This window comes from Sphingosinicella humi, from assembly GCF_003129465.1.
Classification (GTDB): Bacteria; Pseudomonadota; Alphaproteobacteria; order Sphingomonadales; family Sphingomonadaceae; genus Allosphingosinicella; species Allosphingosinicella humi.
Window position 1 is genome coordinate 925,534 of sequence record NZ_QFFF01000001.1, and the last position, 19,461, is coordinate 944,994.

The 19,461-nt window shown below is 66.7% G+C and carries 15 protein-coding genes and 1 tRNA gene; 9 read left to right on the top strand and 7 right to left on the bottom strand.

Annotated features, from left to right (window positions below; genetic code table 11):
* Positions 1 to 146: 146 nt before the first annotated feature.
* Positions 147 to 719: a helix-turn-helix transcriptional regulator gene (locus DF286_RS04595; protein WP_158274629.1), complete on the top strand. Its 573-nt coding sequence runs from the start codon at positions 147 to 149 to the stop codon at positions 717 to 719.
* Positions 720 to 1,100: 381 nt separating this feature from the next.
* On the top strand, positions 1,101 to 1,346 hold the full coding sequence (locus tag DF286_RS04600; RefSeq protein WP_146193563.1) for a hypothetical protein: 246 nt from the start codon (positions 1,101 to 1,103) through the stop codon (positions 1,344 to 1,346).
* Between the two features lie 8 nt (positions 1,347 to 1,354).
* Here DF286_RS04600 and DF286_RS04605 read toward each other — a convergent pair whose 3' ends face one another.
* Positions 1,355 to 1,888 carry a winged helix-turn-helix domain-containing protein gene (locus DF286_RS04605; protein ID WP_207790004.1) on the bottom strand — a complete coding sequence of 178 codons (534 nt, stop codon included), beginning with the start codon at positions 1,886 to 1,888 and terminating at the stop codon, positions 1,355 to 1,357.
* Between the two features lie 524 nt (positions 1,889 to 2,412).
* Between DF286_RS04605 and DF286_RS04610 the strand changes: the two genes are divergently transcribed.
* The 5 genes from DF286_RS04610 (at position 2,413) to DF286_RS04630 (ending at position 6,826) form a co-directional block, all read left to right on the top strand.
* A complete protein-coding gene (locus tag DF286_RS04610) occupies positions 2,413 to 3,852 on the top strand; it encodes a pyridoxal phosphate-dependent decarboxylase family protein (RefSeq protein ID WP_109270367.1) in 1,440 nt (479 codons plus the stop codon).
* 290 nt (positions 3,853 to 4,142) lie between these two features.
* Positions 4,143 to 5,723 (top strand): FAD-dependent oxidoreductase, encoded by a 1,581-nt coding sequence (locus DF286_RS04615; RefSeq protein WP_109270368.1) that lies wholly within the window; start codon positions 4,143 to 4,145, stop codon positions 5,721 to 5,723.
* Positions 5,724 to 5,759: 36 nt separating this feature from the next.
* Positions 5,760 to 6,104, top strand: a complete 345-nt coding sequence (locus DF286_RS04620) for a DUF488 domain-containing protein (RefSeq protein WP_243444716.1) — start codon at positions 5,760 to 5,762, stop codon at positions 6,102 to 6,104.
* 16 nt (positions 6,105 to 6,120) lie between these two features.
* Entirely contained in the window at positions 6,121 to 6,510 is a 390-nt protein-coding gene (locus DF286_RS04625) for a carboxymuconolactone decarboxylase family protein (RefSeq protein WP_109270370.1), read from the top strand.
* On the top strand, positions 6,461 to 6,826 hold the full coding sequence (locus DF286_RS04630; protein WP_146193564.1) for a hypothetical protein: 366 nt from the start codon (positions 6,461 to 6,463) through the stop codon (positions 6,824 to 6,826). The genes DF286_RS04625 and DF286_RS04630 overlap by 50 nt, the downstream gene beginning before the upstream one ends.
* Before the next feature lie 92 nt (positions 6,827 to 6,918).
* Here the strand turns inward: DF286_RS04630 and DF286_RS04635 are convergent.
* Positions 6,919 to 6,994: transfer RNA gene (locus tag DF286_RS04635), tRNA-Thr, on the bottom strand.
* A 150-nt stretch (positions 6,995 to 7,144) separates the two neighbouring features.
* Here DF286_RS04635 and DF286_RS04640 point away from each other — a divergent pair.
* Positions 7,145 to 8,443, top strand: coding sequence for a PAS domain-containing protein (locus DF286_RS04640; RefSeq protein WP_109270372.1), 1,299 nt, complete (start codon positions 7,145 to 7,147; stop codon positions 8,441 to 8,443).
* Between the two features lie 94 nt (positions 8,444 to 8,537).
* On the top strand, positions 8,538 to 13,199 hold the full coding sequence (locus tag DF286_RS04645; RefSeq protein ID WP_243444717.1) for an NAD-glutamate dehydrogenase: 4,662 nt from the start codon (positions 8,538 to 8,540) through the stop codon (positions 13,197 to 13,199).
* A 178-nt stretch (positions 13,200 to 13,377) separates the two neighbouring features.
* Here the strand turns inward: DF286_RS04645 and DF286_RS04650 are convergent, their stop codons facing one another.
* The 5 genes from DF286_RS04650 to DF286_RS04670 form a co-directional block, all read right to left on the bottom strand.
* Positions 13,378 to 13,614, bottom strand: coding sequence for a ribbon-helix-helix domain-containing protein (locus tag DF286_RS04650; RefSeq protein ID WP_109270373.1), 237 nt, complete (start codon positions 13,612 to 13,614; stop codon positions 13,378 to 13,380).
* The gene (phbB, locus tag DF286_RS04655; protein ID WP_109270374.1) at positions 13,614 to 14,336 is read right to left on the bottom strand and encodes an acetoacetyl-CoA reductase; all 723 of its coding nucleotides are present in this window, start codon (positions 14,334 to 14,336) and stop codon (positions 13,614 to 13,616) included. Before phbB ends, DF286_RS04650 begins: the two co-directional genes overlap by 1 nt.
* A 32-nt stretch (positions 14,337 to 14,368) precedes the next feature.
* Positions 14,369 to 15,334 carry a ferrochelatase gene (gene hemH / locus DF286_RS04660; RefSeq protein ID WP_109270375.1) on the bottom strand — a complete coding sequence of 322 codons (966 nt, stop codon included), beginning with the start codon at positions 15,332 to 15,334 and terminating at the stop codon, positions 14,369 to 14,371.
* The gene (locus tag DF286_RS04665) at positions 15,331 to 17,562 is read right to left on the bottom strand and encodes a xanthine dehydrogenase family protein molybdopterin-binding subunit (RefSeq protein ID WP_109270376.1); all 2,232 of its coding nucleotides are present in this window, start codon (positions 17,560 to 17,562) and stop codon (positions 15,331 to 15,333) included. The genes hemH and DF286_RS04665 overlap by 4 nt, the downstream gene beginning before the upstream one ends.
* A gap of 188 nt (positions 17,563 to 17,750) precedes the next feature.
* Positions 17,751 to 19,439 carry a class I adenylate-forming enzyme family protein gene (locus tag DF286_RS04670; protein ID WP_243444718.1) on the bottom strand — a complete coding sequence of 563 codons (1,689 nt, stop codon included), beginning with the start codon at positions 19,437 to 19,439 and terminating at the stop codon, positions 17,751 to 17,753.
* Between the last annotated feature and the right edge of the window lie 22 nt (positions 19,440 to 19,461).

Sequence of the window (19,461 nt, forward strand, 5' to 3'; positions counted from 1 at the left end):
AGCACCTGGGCAGCCCGTGTGATTGACATTACTCATCTTCCAAGATTTCCTTGCAGAAACGGGATGTTTGGATCGCAGTTTTATTTCGGCCGCGGATCCAGACCGTTAAGAGGGGGATTATGGAAGTCGGATGTGGGGAGACGGAGGTGCTGCGGGGCGATGGGCCGCCGTGGCTGGCGCTACAATGGATCGACGGCGACCCGCTGCCCCGCTGTCTCGTCAACAACGCGCTGGAGCTGGTCTGGGCCAATCCACCAGCGCAGGGTCATTTCCTGAAGGGCCGGGACATCGAATGCTATGATGGCGTAATCACTCTCAGTAATCCGGGACGGTTGGCGGCATTTGCCAAGTTCGTGCTCGGCTGCGGGCGAGAGGTCTCGACGTTCTGCTTACCTCGGGACAATGGCGACGGATTCCTGCTGTTCAGGGCGCGGGAAGTCGGCCGGCACGGCGGGCAACGCTTTTTCGGAATAGCTTTCCATTCGAGTGAGCCATTAGCCGAATGGCGCTATGCGGACCTCAACATAGCCTTTCAACTCACGCGCAGCGAAATTAAGGTCGTGGAGAAGTTGGCGGAAGGTCATACGACAGACGAGATCGCCTCCGACATGAGGATATCGATCGCAACCGTCCGATCCCATCTGAAGCATGTCTACGCAAAACTGGAAGTTACCTCGCGCGAAGGCTTGTTCTCGCGTATTCAACCTTTCCGCCTCTGAGCGAGTGCCAACAGCGGAGGCACACCGGTCGAACCCAGGCTGCGGCAGCAGATCCGGACAGGCGGAAGACGGTGGAGCAAGTTTGGAGACAGCCCCGTCCGCTTCCATGCGCCCGTCCGGCACGAATGGGGAAGGAATCCCTAGTCGCACGATCATGGTAAATCCTTACGATTTCCCTCACAAGCTGCGGCTATTCGCATTTCCCTCGGTTAGCCCGAAATATCCGCCACCCCGCCGCATGGACGGGTGTCCTAAACCGGGGCATCCAATCTTCGGCCATGGCGGCAGATGGACCTAGACACTATCCATCCCGCAATGCGCAGGACAATCAAAGAGTCGGAACTTGGGACGCTCGTAGAGACGCTGCTTGAGAGCCAGGCCATGATAGCGTCCTACGTCTATATCGAGATGATCAATCGTGGCTTGATGGAGCGATGCGAGGCGGCAGGGCGGCTTCGAGTCCTCGGAGGAGTGGTCGGCGATGCACGCCAGATGGATGCCCAAATCTCGCGCGACTTGGCGTCGAAGCTGATCGACTATGCGGACGCGATCGCCGGTGGCGACGAGCCGGCACCGGGCGGCGACGCCAAACCACGATTCAGGCTGATCGAGGGCGGAAGAGCCTGACGGAGCCGTTAGCCCGGTCGCCTGCGGGAGTCGGGAAATTCTGGTGCCATCGTGTCGCATTCCTCGACAACGAGAGCCCAACCGCGCCCGCGATGGGATTGTATGAAAGTCCGGCCGCCGCTGACCAGCTTTAACTTGCGCCGCAAATTCGAGAGGAACACATCGACAATGCGGTCGGCCGGGCGTTCTGCGTCACGATAGAGGTGGGCGAGCAGCCGCTCCCGAGATACGGGGGCAGGCGCCTCGACCCAGAGCAGCTCCAGCACTAGGGCTTCGGAATCGGTGAGATCCAGCTTGCGTCTGCCGAGACGGAATTCGCGGTCGACCGCGTTGTACGCCAAGCGTGTCGGGAAGGCGGTGGCGGGGGTCGTATCGGCATTGAGCGCCGCCAGAACGCTGGCGATGAGCTCACCCCGGTGCTCATTGAGGACCTGGCGCATCCGCCCCGACCGGCCATTGTCGAGAAGCGTGTCGCGAGCGAGCTCCCGGGCCTCATCGAGCGTCCGGCGAGCATCCGCCATCGCGGATTCGATTTCATCCAACCGCTTCGCACATTCATCGAGCAGCCCGACGAGTGAGTCTGAAGATAGAGGCATATTGGGCTCCGCTCGCCGATCAGAGGAGCGTGACCCTATGATTAATGTGTTAATAAAATTCTTAAACTGAGCGACATGTGACACTCATAAATTCTCGACCGATCAATTTCCGGGTCTGACGGGCGAGCAGCTCTGCAACTGGCTCAGCGCGGCACCGTTGGTCTGATACGGAATCACAGCGGCTGCGGCCTGTCTTAATGTGGTTGACGGGGCGCAGGTCGAGCATCCGCTTTCCGGAAGTTTAAGCGCACCCGGAAACGACCGGGAGGGGTGAGTCGCCCTGAAACTTGCATGGCAGGTCACGATGCACTGACTCGGCTCAGCGTCCGCTTGGCATGTCCGACGTCTGCCTTTGGGGCGCAGAGCGGTCAAAAAAGCCAGCCGAACCGCTGAGCGCTCAGCCCTCGGGAGAATGACCGAGGCGGGCGGTCTCTTTCGCTCGGAACGCTTCTGTGGGATTGAGCCCAGCCATGCTTGACGACCTGAAGCTGCAAATCAGCGGCCTGCGCGCCGCGATGGCGGCGCTGGAGCCCGACGGTGAAAAACGGGAAGAGCTTAGCAGCCGCGCCCTCGCCCATGCGGCGGCCTATCTCGATGAGGTTCCGGACGCTCCGACCAACCGGCCTTGGGCGGAGGTTTTCTCGCGCCGGCTCGACCCTGAATTCGCCGAAGAAGGGCGCGATGCGGCCGAGGTGTTCGATTATGTCGCGGCCTGCGTTGACCGGCCCGGCTTCGCGACCACTTCGCCTCGCTTCATGGCCTACATACCCGGCGGCGGGCTGTTCCACTCTGCACTCGGGGACTTCCTCGCCGCGGTATCCAACAAATATTCCGGCTTTGCCTCGGCCAGTCCCGGCGCGGTGCGCCTGGAGAATGCGACCACGCAGTGGCTGGCGAACGTCATCGGCTATCCCGCAGAGGCAGCCGGCACCCTGACCTCCGGCGGCAGTATCGCCAACCTGACGGCGGTCGTCGCCGCGCGCGATGCAAAGGATCCTGAAGGCGGAGGCGCCGTTTACGCTACGCGCTTCGCGCATCATTGCGTCGACAAGGCCCTGCACATTTCCGGTCGGGGAAAATCCCCCAGGCGAATGATAGCGACCGATGAGCGCTACCGGATGTCGGTCGAAGCGCTCGAGGAGGCGCTGGAGCAGGACCAGGCCGCGGGCATTCGTCCATGGCTCGTTATCGCCTCTGCCGGCACTGTGGATACAGGCGCGGTCGACCCGCTCGATAACATCGCCTCCTTGTGCCGCCGCTACGGCGCCTGGTTCCATGTTGACGGCGCCTATGGCGGCCTGTTCGCGCTTTGCGACGACGGCCGGCGCCTTTTGTCCGGGATCGATCGTGCCGACAGCGTTGCCCTGGATCCGCACAAGACCCTGTTCCTGCCCTACGGGACCGGCGCGGTGCTCGTGCGCGACGGTCGCCACCTGCTCGAAGCCTTCAGCGCGAGCGCCGAATATATCCGCCCGCTTGGAGACTCCGAAGTGGGGCCCTCCCCCGCCGACTTGTCGCCCGAACTCACCCGCCACTTTCGGGCGCTGCGCTTATGGCTGCCGCTGCAGATCGCCGGCCTATCCGCGTTCCGGGCGGCCCAGGCGGAAAAGCTGGCGCTTGCCCGCTATTTTCATGCGCGACTCAAGGAGATCGACAGGTTCGATCCGGGCCCGACTCCCGACCTGTCGGTCGTCGCCTTCCGATATCGTCCGACGAGCGGAGACCCGGATGACTTCAACGAGCGGTTGCTTCGCCATGTGCAGGAGGAAGGTCGGGTTATGCTGAGCGGCACGCGCATAGACGGCCGGTACACGCTCCGATGCGCCATTCTCTCCTTCCGCACGCACATCGAGGACGTGGATGAAGCCGTGGCCGCCCTTCTGCGCGGCGCCGCTCGGCTTGAGGGCTGATTGTTAGCGCCGGCCGCGGGATGCCGGTGATCGCGCTGCTCCGAAGGGTTGTATAATAATATCGTGACACGATATATTCATAAGCCGATGTCGCCATGACCTCGGTCTAAGAGGCGGTCGCTCGATTGAGTTGAAACCGCAGCCTTACCGCAGGATGCCGGTCGCCGCGGACTGAGGCAGGCCCATACCGAGCCCATCCCGGACTGCTCGCACGAGGGCGGAGCTGCGGACCAGGAAAGTCGGCCTGCCGGACGAAGGTCACTGCCGACACCCTCCACGAGGACGATCGAATGACCGAAAAATGTACAGAATTCGAAGGGCCGGATTTCACACAAGGTGTACCGCGCGCGACGATCACGGACGGAACAATGCTGCTCGGGCACGTAGGCGACGAACCGCTGCTGCTGGTCGGGCGCGGCGATGAACTGTTCGCCGTGGGCGCGTCCTGTCCGCATTATGGCGCTCCACTCGGCGATGGGCTGTTGGTCAGCGAGACCGTCCGCTGCCCCTGGCATCACGCCTGCTTCAGCCTGCGCACCGGCGAAGTGCTGCGCGCGCCCGCGTTGGACCCGCTGCCATGTTTCCGCGTCGAAGAGGCCGGCGGCGTCGTTCGAGTTCGCGAAAGGCTGGAGAGGGCGGCACGGCCGCCTCGAGCCGATGCTGGTGCGCCCCTCTCGGTGGTGATCGTTGGCGGCGGCGCCGCCGGATGTGCCGCGGCCGCGACGCTCCGCAATGAGGGATATTCGGGGCCGGTGACGATGCTGAGCGCTGATGGGTCGCTGCCATGCGACCGGCCCAACCTGTCGAAAGGGTATCTGGCCGGAGCCGCATCGGAGGAGTCGAACCTGCTCCGGCCGGCTGAATTCTACCAGGAGAACAGCATAGACGTGCGCCTGAACGCGCGCGTGGCTGCGATCAATGTCGAGCGCCGGCGGGTCGAGTTGGTGGACGGCAGTCACCACAGCTTTGGCGCTCTCCTGCTCGCCACCGGCGCCGAACCGGTGCGGCTCGACATTCCCGGCTCCCATCAGCCGCACGTCCGCTACCTGCGAACGCTTGCCGACAGCCGTGCGCTCGCCGCCGCCGCCCAGTCGGCGAAGCATGCGGTGGTGATCGGCGCAAGCTTCATTGGCCTCGAGGTCGCGTCGTCGCTGCGCGCACGCAGCATCGAAGTCGATGTCGTCGGGCTTGAGGCGGTCCCGATGGAAAAGATTCTCGGGGCACAGGTCGGCACCTTCCTTCGCGCAATGCACGAGGAACATGGCGTGACCTTCCACCTCGGTGCGACGGCGGCCTCGATCGGCGAACACAGCGTGACGCTCGACAATGGCGAGACGATCGACGCGGATCTGGTTGTAATCGGCATCGGCGTGCGGCCGTCCACTGAGCTGGCGGAGCAGGCAGGCTTGGCGGTCGACGGCGGCGTCCTCGTCGACGAATGTCTCGAAACGAGCGCCGCCGGCATCTTCGCCGCCGGCGACATCGCGCGCTGGCCTGACCCGCTCACCGGCGAGTTCATCCGCGTCGAGCATTTCGTCGTGGCGGAGCAGCAGGGCCAGACTGCCGCCCGCAATATCCTTGGCCGCCGCGAACCGTTCGACGCGGTGCCGTTCTTCTGGACCGAACAATATGATCTCGGCATCGCCTATGTCGGGCATGCGGAAGGCTGGGACGAGGCCGAGATAGACGGCCGCATCGATGATCGAGACTGCTCGATCACCTATCGCCGCGACGGCCGCAAGTTGGCGGCCGCGCTGATTCACCGGGATTTGGACGGTCTTCATGCGGAGGTCGAATTCGAAAGGCGTATCGCCGCAGGCGCGGCCGCCGCTGCGAGTTGTCCGGACGTTCGCAAGCCGGTGACGGCCTGAAGCATGGGGAACGGCATAAAAGCGGCTAATATCCGGTTGAAGCGCGCCTACGAGCCGCCGGCGACAAGCGACGGACGGCGCATATTGGTCGATCGCCTATGGCCGCGCGGGATCAGCAAGGCCGATGCCGCCATAGATCGGTGGATGAAGGACATCGCGCCCAGCACGGATCTGCGGGAATGGTTCGGCCACGATGCCGAGCGCTGGCCCGAGTTTCAAAGGCGCTACGCCTTGGAGGTCCGCAAGCACCGCGAACAGCTCGCAGAGTTGCGTCGCCTCGCCCGGAAAGATCCGCTCACGCTCGTCTATTCGGCGCGCGACGAGGCGCATAACGACGCCGTCGCGCTGAGGCAGGTCCTCCTCGGCCGATCACCCGCGTGAACCCAAGGAGATCGCCATGCCGCAACTATTTCCACCCGTCACGAAGGAGCTCGCCCACGCGCGTAATGCACTGGCGCCTGAAACCGCGGCGGCCTTCCAGACCTTCAGTCGGCAGGTCTTCGTCGAAGGCGCGCTGGCCGCGAAGACCAAGCAGATCATCGCGGTCGCCGTCGCTCACGTCACCCAATGTCCTTACTGCATCAAGGGCCACACTAAGGCGGCGCTTCGCGCCGGCGCATCCGACGAGGAACTGATGGAGGCGATCTGGGTGGCGGCTGAGATGCGCGCGGGCGGCACCTACGCGCATTCGCTCCTCGCCGTCGCCGAAATGGATGCGGGCTCGGCGGGAGGGTCCAATGCCGGACGACCGTCGCCGGAACTTGGAGGCGAAGAACATGCCGGTTGAGGGGGATGCCAGCGCCGTTCGCGAAGCGGTCGGGATATTCCACGAGCGCAGGACTTCCAGGTGGCGATCGACGAAACTGCTCAGCTCAGGCTTTCAACGTGCCGAGTTAAGCCTACTGGCCAGCGAGAATGTCGTGGAGGAGAAACTCGGCCATCGGTACCAGAGGGTGGAGGCGTTGGCCGACGATCCCTCAGCGCCGCGAGCCGCTTATGTATCAACTGAAGCCATAGGTGACGCCGAGGGCGGCCTGATCGGCGGGCTCACCTATGTCGGTGACTCCCGCAGTGTTCGAGTTGGGCGCATAGCGGACGTCTAGCGGTAGCCGCAGCATCGCTCCTGAGGCGCCAGTTCTCGAGAGTCCTCTATGGGGAGGCCGGGAACTAGCAGTTTTCCGCCGATGTCTGAAGGTGGTGCCGCTTGGGGGACTCGAACCCACGACCCCATCATTACGAATGATGTGCTCTACCAGCTGAGCTAAAGCGGCTTATCCGGTCAAGGGGCGGCCTGTATCAGCGGGTTTCGGCAAAGACAAGCGGCCATAAGGGCGGGGATTGCCAAACAGGCTTAACGCTTTCGCAACCATGGCGGGTGCAGGATTCCACCCTCTGGTCAAAGGCCGCGAAGGGCAGCGCGCATGGACAATTTCCGGGCCGTCGAGGACAGCGCCGACATTGCCGGCGAGGAAGAGCCGGCGATGGAGGCACCCCCCGAGATCGGCGTCGACGAGCGCCGCATGCATGTCCGCGCCTATAATTATTGGGTGTCGCTGCTGGCGGGGCGTCCCTATCCCTCCATCCGCGACGTCGAGCCCCACAATCTCGACGATTTCGGGCCGCACAGCGTGCTGCTCGACTTCACCGGCGGCAGCGAGAATCCGGCCGTGCCGTTCATCGGCCGCGCGCTGCGCGAGGAATGCGACCTCACCGCACCGGTCCGCACCATCGCCGATGTGCCGCCCCGCTCGCTGCTGTCGCGGCTGACCGATCATTATCTCCAGATCATCGCCAATCGCGCGCCGATCGGCTTCGAGGCGGAATTCGTCGGGCAGCGCGGGGTCAACACCCTCTATCGCGGCATATTGATGCCGTTGTCGTCCGACGGCGATACGATCGATTACATCTATGGCGTCATCAACTGGAAGGAAGTGGCCGACCAGAACACCGCTAACGGCATCGCCGAGCAGGCCTATCGCGCCGCGGCTTCGGGGCTGTCGGCCGATGCCAGCCCGATCTGGGCCGACGGCCCCAGCGCAGCGCCGCTGGAAGGCTTTGCCGACGGCCCGTCCACCGAGGTCGGAGACGAGATCGACGAGGACCAGCATGCCCTCGATCTTCCCCTCGGCCCCGACGCTGGCCTCGCCGACCGCCTCTGCGCGGCGCGGGAGACCGCCGAAGCGGTGAAAAACGCCGACGCCCGCAGCCGCTCCGCCCTCTATCGGGCGCTGGGCTACGCTTACGACTTCGCGCTGGCCGCCGAAGCGGAGCCGGAAGACTATGCCGAGCTGCTGGCCGATGCCGGCCTCAAGGCCCAGGCGCGCGCCCCCATGACCCCGGTCGTGAAGCTCGTCTTCGGCGTCGCCTATGACAAGGCACGCCTCACCGAATATGCCGCCGCTTTGTCCCATGCTCGCCGCGAGGCCGTGGCGACAGGGGGCTTCACGACCTTCATCGAAAGCTTTTCCGGCGGTCTCAAGGCCGTGGTCCAGGCCGAGCGCCAGGCGCGGCGGCCGGAATCCAAGCCCGACAAGTCGGCGGAGGCGCGCGAAACGCTGCGTAGGGCCCGCCCCGTCGCCTTCATTCCCGGCACCGAGGGGAGCGAGGAATTCGTTCTGCTGATCGCCCGGCGCGAGGCGGACGGCCGCCTCGCCGTCGTCGCCCCGGTCGAGGGCGACAAGAGCCTTGTCGAGCGCGCGATCCGCAAAAGCGCGGCGTGACCGGAGGAGCCTTGCTCCCCGAATCTTCCAGGCGCATATAGCCCGCGACTAAGCCGACGGCGATGTCCTGCCGTCCGCGTGGGAGCCGACAGTTATGAACGCCGACAGCATGGTGGCGGAAAAGGCCGCTGACCTGCCCTATCTGAACGCCATCGCTCACGCGCTGCTCGACGGCGCGCTTCCCGACGAAACCGAAGGCTTCAGCGAGGAGGACGCCAGGCAGGCGGCGGCCTTCGTCGCGGCCTGCGCCCGTCAGCGCCCCCCCGGCATCGCGCTGGTTCGGCTGGAGTCGGTCGGCGGCCAGGTCGGCCAGCGCCGGATGCGGCTGTGCGTCGTCAACGACGACATGCCGTTTCTGGTCGATTCCATCGCCGGCGCGATCGCTTCCAAGGGGCTGATCGTCCACCGCCTGCTTCACCCCGTGGTCTGCGTCGAGCGCGACGCCAAGGGCTGCCTCGTCAGCGTCGCCCCGCTCTGCGACGAGGACGAGAAGCGCGAGTCGATCATGTATCTGGAGATCGACCGCACCGATGCGCGCGGCCGCCAGCGGCTGGTCGCCGAGCTGCACCGGGTGCTGGCCGACGTGCGGGCCGCGGTCGGCGACTGGACGGCGCTCCAGGCCAAGATGCGCGCCGATGCCGATGCCCTCGACGATCCGGAAGGCACGGCGCTCCTCCACTGGTTCGCCGACGGGGCGATGACGCTGCTCGGCTATCATATCGAGCGGCCCGGCGAGGAGCCGTCGGAGGCGCTCGGCCTCTTCCGCATCCCCGGCCAGCCCACCGACAGGGGCGGCTCCGAGGGCGCGATCAACTATTTCGCGCAAGGCGGCTCGGCGCCGCTGGTCGCCAAGGCGGAGCGGCTTTCGACGGTTCACCGCCGCGTTCCGCTCGACCTGGTCGTCGTGCCGGTGCGCGAAGGCGGCCAGGTGACGGGCATCGGCGTCCATGTCGGCCTCTGGACCAGCCAGGCGCTCGCCGCGCCGACGGACGACGTGCCCCTCCTCCGCCGGGTGCTCAAGGAGCTTGAGCAGGAGTTCGACTTCGATCCCAAGGGCCATAGCGGCAAGGCGCTCCGTCACGCCTTCTCGTCGCTGCCGCGCGATCTCCTCATCAACGTCGACAAGGCGTCGGTGAAGGAGCTGGTGATGACGGCGATGTCGCTGGCCGACCGGCCGCGGCCGACGCTGCTGCTCGTCCACAGCATCCTCAAGGGCCATCTGTTCGCCTTCGTCTGGCTCCCGCGCGAAGAGCTTTCGACCCGGAACCGCACCAAGATCGGGCGGATGATAGAAGAGGCGTCCAAGGGCCGCATCTACAGCTGGTCCGTGGAGCTGGGCGACGGCGATCTCGCGCTCGTCCGCTACACGCTCGACGTCGATGCCGCGACCCCGCTGCCCGACGTCGCGGCGCTCGACGAGCGGCTCGATGCCATGGTCCGCGGCTGGGAGCCGAGCGTCGAGGAAGCGCTTGGCACGCTCGTGGGTCCGGCCCGGGCCACGCGGCTGGCGCTCAGCATTCTCGACGACTTCCCCGAGCCTTATCGCACCCGCACCGGCGCGAACGAGGCGGCGCAGGACGTGCTGCGCGTGTGCGAACTGGACGGCGCCGCCGCGCGCGACGCCCGCCTCTACCGCAAGGAAGACGACGCACCGGGTCGGCTGCGGCTCAAGACCTACCGCCTTGCGGACGTGATCCCGCTTTCCGAAGCCGTGCCGGTGATGGAGAATTTCGGCTTTCGCGTTCTCGAGGAGCTGCCGACGCCGCTCGACGAGGGCAAGCTCGGCTACATCCACGATTTCGTCCTCGAGATGCCCACCGGGATAGACGCCGAAGAGGTGATGAAGCGGGCCGGACCGATCGAGCGCGCCATCGCTGCCGTGCTGGAGAACAAGGCGGAGAATGACGCCTTCAACCAGCTTCTGGTCGGCGCCGGCCTCAAGGCTCGGGACGTGGTGCTGTTCCGCGCCTGGTTCCGCTATCTGCGCCAGACCGGGCTCACCTACAGCCTGTTGACCGTGGTCGAGGCGCTTCGCCGGGCGCCGACGGTCGCGCGCGGTCTCATCGCCCTTTTCGACGCTCAGCACGATCCGGCGCAGGACGGCGCCCGGAAAGCGCTCGCCGCCAAGGCCGACGAGACGATCACCGAAGGGCTCGCCGGCGTGGCGGGGATCGACGAGGACCGCATCCTGCGGCTGTTCCGGGGCGTCGTGAACGCGACGCTCAGGACCAACGCCTATGCCGAGTCTGGCCGCGAGGCGCTCGCCTTCAAGCTCGACAGCGCGCAGGTGCCGGGCTTGCCGGCGCCGCTGCCGTGGCGGGAGATCTGGGTCTATTCGCCTCGCATCGAGGGCATTCACCTGCGCGGCGGCGCGGTCGCGCGCGGCGGCCTGCGCTGGTCCGACCGGCGCGACGACTTCCGCACCGAGATATTGGGCCTCTTGAAGGCGCAGGTGGTGAAGAACGCGGTCATCGTCCCGACCGGCGCCAAGGGCGGCTTCTACGCCAAGCAGCTGCCGCCGCCCGGAGATCGCGAGACCTGGCTCAAGGAAGGCACGGAGAGCTACCGCATCTTCATCCGCGCGTTGCTGTCGGTGACCGACAACATCATCGAGGGCGAGATCGTCCATCCGACCAACGTCACGATCCGCGACGATGATGACCCCTATTTCGTCGTCGCCGCCGACAAGGGCACCGCGGCTTTCTCGGACGTCGCCAACGAAATCGCCCTCCAGCGCAATTTCTGGCTGGGCGACGCCTTCGCCTCCGGCGGCAGCCAGGGCTACGACCATAAGGAAATGGGCATCACCGCCCGCGGCGGCTGGGTCTCGGTCCAGCGCCACTTCCGCGAAATGGGCGTCGACGTGCAGTCGGAGCCGGTGCGCGTCGTCGGCTGCGGCGACATGTCGGGGGACGTGTTCGGCAACGGCATGCTGCTGTCGAAGGCGATCAAGCTGGTCGCCGCCTACGACCACCGCCACATCTTCATCGACCCCGAACCCGATCCGGCGAAGAGCTGGGAGGAGCGCAACCGCCTGTTCCACCTGCCGCGCTCCAGCTGGGACGATTATGACAAGAGCCTGATCTCCAAGGGCGGCGGCGTCTTCCCGCGCTCGCAAAAGTCGATCCCGCTCACCGCGGAAATCCGTGAGGCGCTGGGCATCGAAGCGGAAACCATCGACCCGGCGGGGCTCATCAAGGCCATATTGAAGGCGCCCATCGACCTCATCTGGTTCGGCGGCATCGGCACCTATATCAAGGCCAGGAGCGAGACCAACGCGGAGGTCGGCGATCCCAGCAACGACGCGCTCCGGGTCAACGGCGCCGACATTCGCGCCAAGGTGGTCGGCGAGGGCGCGAACCTCGGCGTCACCCAGGCCGGCCGCATCGAATTCGCGCTCGCCGGCGGACGCATCAACACCGACTTCATCGACAATTCGGCCGGCGTCGACTCCTCCGACCAGGAAGTCAACATCAAGATCCCGCTGAACCGGGAGATGCAGGAGGGCCGCCTCACCTTCGAGGACCGCAACAAGCTGCTCGCCGAAATGGAGGAGGATGTCGTCGAGATCGTCCTCGAGGATAACCGGCTCCAGACGCTCGCCATCTCCATCGCCGAACGGGGCGGCGCCAGCGCTATTCCGCCGCTCGTCCGGGCGATCGAAATCCTCGAGGAACAGGGCGTCCTCAACCGCGCCGTCGAGGGCCTCGGCAGCAATGAGGAGCTGATGCGGCGGGCGCAGGAGCAGCGCGGCCTCACCCGGCCCGAGCTCGCCGTGCTGTTGTCGACGTCCAAGATGGCGCTGCAGTCGGCGATCGAGAGCGGCAAGCTGACCGACGACGCGACCTTGACGCCGGAGCTCTGCAACGCCTTTCCGCGGCGAATGCAGGAGCTGCACGGCGACGCAATCAGGGCGCACCGCCTCCGCAAGGAGATCATCGCCACCAAGATCGCCAACCGCTTCGTCAACCGCCTCGGCATCACCGCGCCTTTCTCGCTGACCGAGGAGGAAGGGGCCTCCTTCGGCCAGGCGGCGGCCGGCTTCGTTGCGACCGAACGGCTGTTCGGCATGCAGGCGCTATGGCACGACCTCGATACGATTGACGCGCCCGAGGACGTCCGCCTCGAGCTGTTCGACCAGGCTTCCAAGGGCCTTCAGCTCCACATTGCCGACCTGCTGCGCGTGACGCCGCCGACGATGATGCTGAAGGAGATGGTCGAGTCGATGGGCCCGGGGCTGGAGAAGCTCAATGCCCATGTCGACGACCTGCTGCGGGACGAGGCGCGGAGCCAGGCCTCGACCCAGCGCGCTCGCTTGATCGAGCTAGGCGCGCCCGAGGCCATCGTCCACCAGGTCGTCCGGCTGTTCGAGCTGAACGGCGGCATCGGCCTCGCCGCGCTCGCCAGGCGGCTCGGCAGCGATGAGATCCAGCTCACCAATGCCTATACGAAGCTTGGCGAGGCCCTGGGGCTCGACTGGGCGCAGAGCCAGGCCAATCGCTTCGAGGCGACCGACCAGTGGGAGCGCCTGCTCACCGCCGGCCTCGCGCGCGACTTCGAGCAGCTGAGGCTCGAATTCCTCGAGAAGCGGCACGACGGCGATCCCAAGGCGGCGGTGGACAAATGGGTGGAGGCGCAGGACGCCCGCATCGCCCAGTTCCGCCGTGTCGTCGACCGGGCGCGGACGGCTCCCGTCACTACGGCGCCGATGCTGGCCCAGATCGCCACGCAGGCGCGGGTTTTGCTGGGCAGATAACCCTCTCCCTTGGAGGGGAGAGGATACGGAGCCTTGGCGACGAAGGAGCCTAGGCGAAGTTGGTGAGGGTGACACCGGTCGAGATTATTCTCCGCCTCTGTCACCCTCACCCAGCTGCGACTAGGCAGCAAGCTGCCAAGTCTTCGCAACCCTCTCCCCTCAAGGGAGAGGGGCTCCTTCAGCCATCTCGCTCTCGCGCGAACAGCCACACCCGGATCGCGCTCGCGAGGTTCGGCGGGGCGTCCGCCTGGATCCGCTCGGCATCGATGAGGGCGACGAGGGCGTTGAGGGGCAGGCCCTCCGCCTCCGCCGCCTGCCGCAGCGCATCCCAGAAGATCGGCTCCAGGCTGATCGAGGTCGCGTGGCCTGCGATCATCATCGATCGCTTGACCGGGCCGGCATAGACCTCCGCCATCAATACATGTGCTGGCCGCCGTTTATCGACAGCGTCGAGCCGGTGATGAAGCCCGCATCCTCGGCGCAGAGGAAAGCCACGCCGCGGGCGATCTCCTCGGCCTTGCCGAGCCGGCCGACGGGAATGCGGGCGACGATCTTGCCGAGCACGTCATCGGGCACCGCCGCCACCATCTCGGTGTCGATATAGCCGGGGGCGATGGCGTTGACGGTGACGCCGGCGCGGGCGCCCTCCTGGGCCAGCGCCTTGGTGAAGCCGTGGATGCCCGACTTGGCGGCGGCATAATTGACCTGGCCGTACTGCCCCGCCTGGCCGTTGATCGAGCCGATGTTGACGATACGGCCATATTGGCGCTCGCTCATGCCCTGGAACACCGCCTTGGCCATGTTGAAGCAGCCGCCCAGATTTACGTCGATGACTTCGTCCCACATCTGCCGGGTCATCCGCTTCATGGTGCCGTCGCGGGTGATGCCGGCATTGTTGACGAGCACGTCGACGGGGCCAAGCTCGCTCTCGACCTGCCGGACCCCTGAAAGGCAGGCGTCGAAATCGGAGACGTCCCACTTATAGGCCCTGATGCCGGTGCGGTCGGTGAAGGCCTTCGCCTTCTCGTCATTGCCGGCATAGTTGGCGGCGACGTTCATTCCCGCATCCCTGAGCGCCAGGCTTATCGCCTCGCCGATCCCGCGCGTTCCCCCCGTGACGATAGCGACTCGTGCCATATGGTCCTCTCCCGTTTTTTTATCTCTCCGGCTTATTTAGCCTCCGTCCATCCGGCAAGTTCCCGCGCGATCAGGGTGCGCAGCATCGCCATCCCGGCCTCGCTGTCGTTGAGGCAGGGGAGATAGGCGAAATCGGTGCCGCCGCTTTCGAGGAAGGTTTCGCGGCCGCGGATGTCGAGCTCTTCCAGCGTCTCGACGCAGTCGGCCGAAAAGCCCGGCGCGACGATGGCAACGCGCTTCACACCCTTCGCGGGAAGAGCGGCGAGGGTGACGTCCGTCGCCGGCTCCAGCCATTGGGCGCGGCCGAAGCGGGACTGGAAGGTGACGACAAGCTCGCGCCCCAGCGCTTGGCTCAGCAAACGCGCCGTGGCGAGGCAATGGTCGTAATAGGGGTCTCCCAGCGTCCGCGTCCGTTCCGGCATGCCGTGGAAGCTGACGACGAGCGCCTGCGGCTCGAAGCCGAGCCGGGCGAGGCTCGCCTCCACGCTCTCCTTCAGGGCCCCGATATAGGCGGGGTCGTCATAATAAGGCGGCAGCGTCCGGATCGCCGGCTGCCAGCGCATCGTCGCCAGCTTGGCGAAAGCCTTGTCGTTGGCCGTTGCCGTCGTCGCGGCGCAATATTGCGGATAGAGCGGCGCCAGCAGAATGCGCTCGCACCCTTCTCGTTTCAGCGCCTCGATCCGATCGGCGATGGCGGGCCGGCCGTAGCGCATCGCATGATCGACCCGAACGTCGGGAAGCGCCGCCTGCAGCGCCTTGGCCTGGCGTGCGGTGATGGCGGCAAGTGGCGAGCCCTCTTCGCTCCAGACCTGACGATAGGCTTCGGCCGATTTCCTCGGCCGCGTCGGCAGGATCACGCCGCGCAGGATCGGCTGCCAGGCCCATTTGGGAATCTCGATGACGCGGGGATCGGACAGGAACTCCCCGAGATAGGTGCGCACCGCCGCCGGCTCCGGCGCCTCAGGTGTGCCAAGGTTGATGAGAAGGACGCCGATCATGGCCGAGCCCCCAAGGGCAGCGAGCGAAGCCGCCGGCCGGTCGACGCGAACAGGGCATTGGCTATGGCGGGCGCGACGGGCGGCACACCGAGTTCGGTGGCTCCGCCGGGAGGCTCCTGGCTGGCGATGATCTCCACCGTCACTTCCGGCGAGTCGGCAAGGCGGGGCAGCGCGAGGTCGCTGGGGCCCCGAGCCGCCGGCAGCCCCCCTTCGAATTCGATGGCCCGACCGGTCGCGACCGCGATGCCGTGGAGGATGCCGCCCTCGATCAGCTGGGCGAGGATGGTGGGATTGACGACGCGGCCGCAATCGACGGCAGCAACGGCGCGGCTGACGCGAATGCGGCGCAGCGCGTCGAACTCCGCCTCGACGAGGAGCGCGATGTGGGAACCGAAGGCACTGTGCGCGGCGAGGCCCAGGCGGCTGCCCGCACCGCCGCCGTCCCAGCCGCCGAGCGCCGCTGCGGTGGAAAGGCATTGGGCGAGGCGCGTGTTGCCGCCCAGCATCTGCATGCGGAAGGAGAGCGGCTCGACTCCTGCCTGCCGTGACAGCTCGTCGATGAAGCTCTCGGTGAAGAAGGCGGTGTAGCCGTGCGCCGCCCCACGAGTGAGGCCGGTGCGAAGGCCGATATCGGCCGGCAGCAGATCGATCGCGACGGCGGGAATGTCATAGGGCGGCACCGCCCCGTCGGCCATGGCCCGGTCGGCCTCGCCCTCTGCACCGCCTTTTCCAGCCAAGCGCGCGGTTACCTGTGACACGGTGCCGGGCGCGGCGATGCGGGTCTGCCAACCGGTGACGCGGCCGCCCTCGCCGAGCGTGGCGCTCACCGTTGCCAATGCGGGCGGCCGGAAGCCGTCCTGCATCGTCTCCTCGATGCGCGACCAGGTCAGCTGGACCGGCCGCTTCACCTTCGCCGTCATCATCACCGCCTGCTCGATCGCCGCCGTCTCGAGCTTGCGGCCGTAGCCGCCGCCGACGAGCATCGGATAGATCGTCACGTGAGCCTCCGGCAGTCCCGCCGCTCGTGCCGCCGCCGCGCGGGCAAGGGCCGGTGCCTGAACGGGCGCCCAGACCTCAAGCCGGTCGCCGGTGATGCGCGCCGTGGCGCTCAACGTTTCCAGCGGCGCGTTCGGCGCGACGCCAGCCGAATAGCGGGCGCGGTAGATCGGCCCGGCCGCATAGGCCGCCGCCATGTCACCGCGTCCGAAAACACGCTTCCCCTCGCCCGTCTCCAGCGCCGTCGTCAGCGCCGCATCGATGCTCTCGCCGCTGGTTGGGCTTTCAGGGGCTCCAAAGGCGGGTTTCATCGCCTCGACGGCGCGGTTGGCGGCCCACCAGTTGCTGGCCACCGCGCCGACCCACCAGGGGTTCTCGAACAGCGCGATGACACCCGGCACCGCCTCGGCCGCGTCGACGTCGATCCTGATCAGCGGTCCGCCGCCATAAGGCCCCCGCCGCACCGAGGCATAGACCATGTCGGACAGGCGCACGTCGGCGGCGAAGCGCGCCGAGCCGTCGACCTTAGACGGGAGGTCGAGGCGCGGCAGCGGCTGACCGGCAAGTCGGTTCTGAGTTCCGCCGCGGACAGGCGGATGGTCCGGCAGCTCCATCCCTGCTGCCGCTTCCGCCAGCTCACCGAAGCCGATCCGTTGCGGGCCGTTGACGACGAACCCGTCCTGTGCGTCCAGCGTCTCCCAATCCGCGTCCCAACGCTCGGCCGCTGCCATGCTGAGCAGCGCCCGCGCGGCGGCGCCCGCCTCCCTCAGCGGCGCTTCGAAGGCGCGGACGGAGGTGGAACCGCCGGTCAGCATCAGGGCGGCGCGGCCGTCATGCTCGCCGGTGGCCCAATGGGCGACGCTACGCCAGGCGGATGGGATGGTATCCTCCGGCGCGTCGCCCGCCAGGAAGGTGTTGGCATAGAGCGGCCCGATCGGTGCCGGCTCCACCGCGACGTTGCGCCAGTCGGCGCCGAGCTCGTCGGCCAGGATTTGGGGCAAGCTAGTGTAGACACCCTGGCCCAGCTCCGACTGCGGCACCGCGACGATGACGCGGCCGTCGGTGGCGATCTTGAGGAAGGCGTTGAACAAAGTCTCGCCCTCGGCGGCCCGCAGGTTCGGCGGATAGACTCGCGGCCACAGGCTCCAGGCGACGAGCAGCCCGACACCGGCGCCGCCGCCGATCAGCAAATTGCGCCGGGTGACGCCCGTATCTTTAGCGCTCGTGGCCATCAGGTGCCTGATAATCGGGCCGAGGCAAGGCGGCTAGAGCCCGCTTAACGTCATCCCGGCGAAAGCCGGGACCCAAGAACACCGCGGTATGAAGGGGAGGGCGACGCGTTCATCATCCTACTTCCGAGGCCTGCGTTCTTGGGTCCCGGCTTTCGCCGGGATGACGGATGCACCGTGCCGCCGCGCCTCTATGCGGACGGTTCCAATGCGTCCCGGTACCGCTCCCTCAGCTTCACCTTGTCGATCTTGCCGGTGCCGAGCTTCGGCAGGGGCTCGTCATGGACCCAGACATGGGCGGGGTGCTTGAACTGGGCGAGGCGGCCTTCGAGGAAGGCGAGGAGCGCCGGCTTGTCGAGCGCGCGGTCGTTCTCGCTGTAGATGGCGGCGGCGGGCACTTCGCCCAGCCGTTCGCAGGCGACGCCGAAGACGCAGGCCTCGGACACGGCCGGATGCGCATAGAGCGCCGCTTCCACCTCGTTGCAGCTGATATTCTCGCCACCGCGGATGATGATGTCCTTCTTGCGATCGACGATGAAGAGATAGCCCTCCTCGTCGAGATAGCCGATATCGCCGCTGCGGACATAGCCGTCGGCGGTGAAGAGCGCCTTCGTCGCCTCGGGGTCGCGCCAATAGCAGCTGATGTTGGCGGCCGAGCGGATGGCGATCTCGCCGCGCTCGCCGGGCGGCAGGTGGCTGTCGCCCTCGCCGAGGATGGCCACCTCGACCAGCGGCGCCTGCGCCCGTCCGGTCGAGGCGGGCTTGTCGGCATAGTTGGACCAGAAGTTGCTGCAGCCGACGGCGTTCGTCTCTGTGAGGCCGTAGCCGAGCGCCGGCTGCGCGCCCTCGAAGGCGTTCTGGAGCCGCTTTACATGGCTGACCGGCCTCGCGGCGCCGCCGGCGGCGATGTCGGTGAGCGACGAGAGGTCGTATCTATCGCGGTCCGGATGCTCCATCAGCTCGAGGCTCATCGTCGGCACGCCGACGAAATAGGTGACCGTCTCCTTCTCGATGAGCCGCAGCGCCTCGCCCGCGTCCCATCGGTAAAGCAGCACCATGCCCCGGCCTACAACGAAGCTGTTCAGCATCACCGGTACCTCGCCGGTGACGTGGAACAAAGGCACGGCGACCATGGTACGCGGCGGATTGGCCGGCGGGCGGCCCTCGCTTTCGAGGATGCCGAGGAGCGTCGCGAGCCCGATCGCATAGGCATAGGTGCCGGTCGTCACCGCCCGATGCGTCGACACCGCGCCCTTGGCCTTTCCGGTCGAGCCGGAGGTGAAGAGGATTGTCGCATCGTCCTCCGGCTTCACCTGCGGAAGCGCGCCGTCGCCATTGCCCTCGTCGAGGATAGGGGCCAACGCCTCGCGCAGCGGCCGTTCAATCGGCAACGTCACCGTCTGCGGGTCGAGACCCGCCGCCTCTATTCGTTGAGCGCGGGGGGCATCGGCGATGACCAGCTTCGGCTCGGTCAGCTCCAGCGCATGACGCAGCTCATCGGCCTGCCACCAGCCATTGATCAGCACCGCCACCGCGCCTGCCTTCAGCACCGCCATGTAGCTGACGATCCAGCCTGGAGCGTTGCGCATCGCGATCGCCACCCGGTCGCCCTTGTGGATGCCGAAGCCGCTCGCCAGCGCGTGGGCGAGGCGCGTCGCCTCCGCGTTCAGCTGGGCGAAGGTCAGCCGCTCGTCGCCGGCGATGACCGCGACCGTCTCCGCATGGAGGGCGCAAAAGGCGTCGAACAGGCCGGGCAGGGTGGCCGGCAGGTTGGTCACCACCGCCAGCCCCTCGGCATCATGGCCGACGCGGATCCGGCCCTCGGGGCCCGTCACCACGCCCATCACCGCATCGAACTTGCGATCGAGTTCACTCGGCACCCAGACTCTCCTGCACTTCCGG

Coding starts and splice junctions, on each gene's coding strand:
- hemH (WP_109270375.1), bottom strand. CDS start 15,334: ATGATCGGCGTCCTTCTCATCAACCTTGGCACACCTGAGGCGCCGGAG.
- DF286_RS04640 (WP_109270372.1), top strand. CDS start 7,145: ATGGACAATTTCCGGGCCGTCGAGGACAGCGCCGACATTGCCGGCGAG.
- DF286_RS04630 (WP_146193564.1), top strand. CDS start 6,461: ATGCCGGACGACCGTCGCCGGAACTTGGAGGCGAAGAACATGCCGGTT.
- DF286_RS04625 (WP_109270370.1), top strand. CDS start 6,121: ATGCCGCAACTATTTCCACCCGTCACGAAGGAGCTCGCCCACGCGCGT.
- DF286_RS04615 (WP_109270368.1), top strand. CDS start 4,143: ATGACCGAAAAATGTACAGAATTCGAAGGGCCGGATTTCACACAAGGT.
- DF286_RS04600 (WP_146193563.1), top strand. CDS start 1,101: ATGATAGCGTCCTACGTCTATATCGAGATGATCAATCGTGGCTTGATG.
- DF286_RS04665 (WP_109270376.1), bottom strand. CDS start 17,562: ATGGCCACGAGCGCTAAAGATACGGGCGTCACCCGGCGCAATTTGCTG.
- phbB (WP_109270374.1), bottom strand. CDS start 14,336: ATGGCACGAGTCGCTATCGTCACGGGGGGAACGCGCGGGATCGGCGAG.
- DF286_RS04645 (WP_243444717.1), top strand. CDS start 8,538: ATGAACGCCGACAGCATGGTGGCGGAAAAGGCCGCTGACCTGCCCTAT.
- DF286_RS04650 (WP_109270373.1), bottom strand. CDS start 13,614: ATGGCGGAGGTCTATGCCGGCCCGGTCAAGCGATCGATGATGATCGCA.
- DF286_RS04610 (WP_109270367.1), top strand. CDS start 2,413: ATGCTTGACGACCTGAAGCTGCAAATCAGCGGCCTGCGCGCCGCGATG.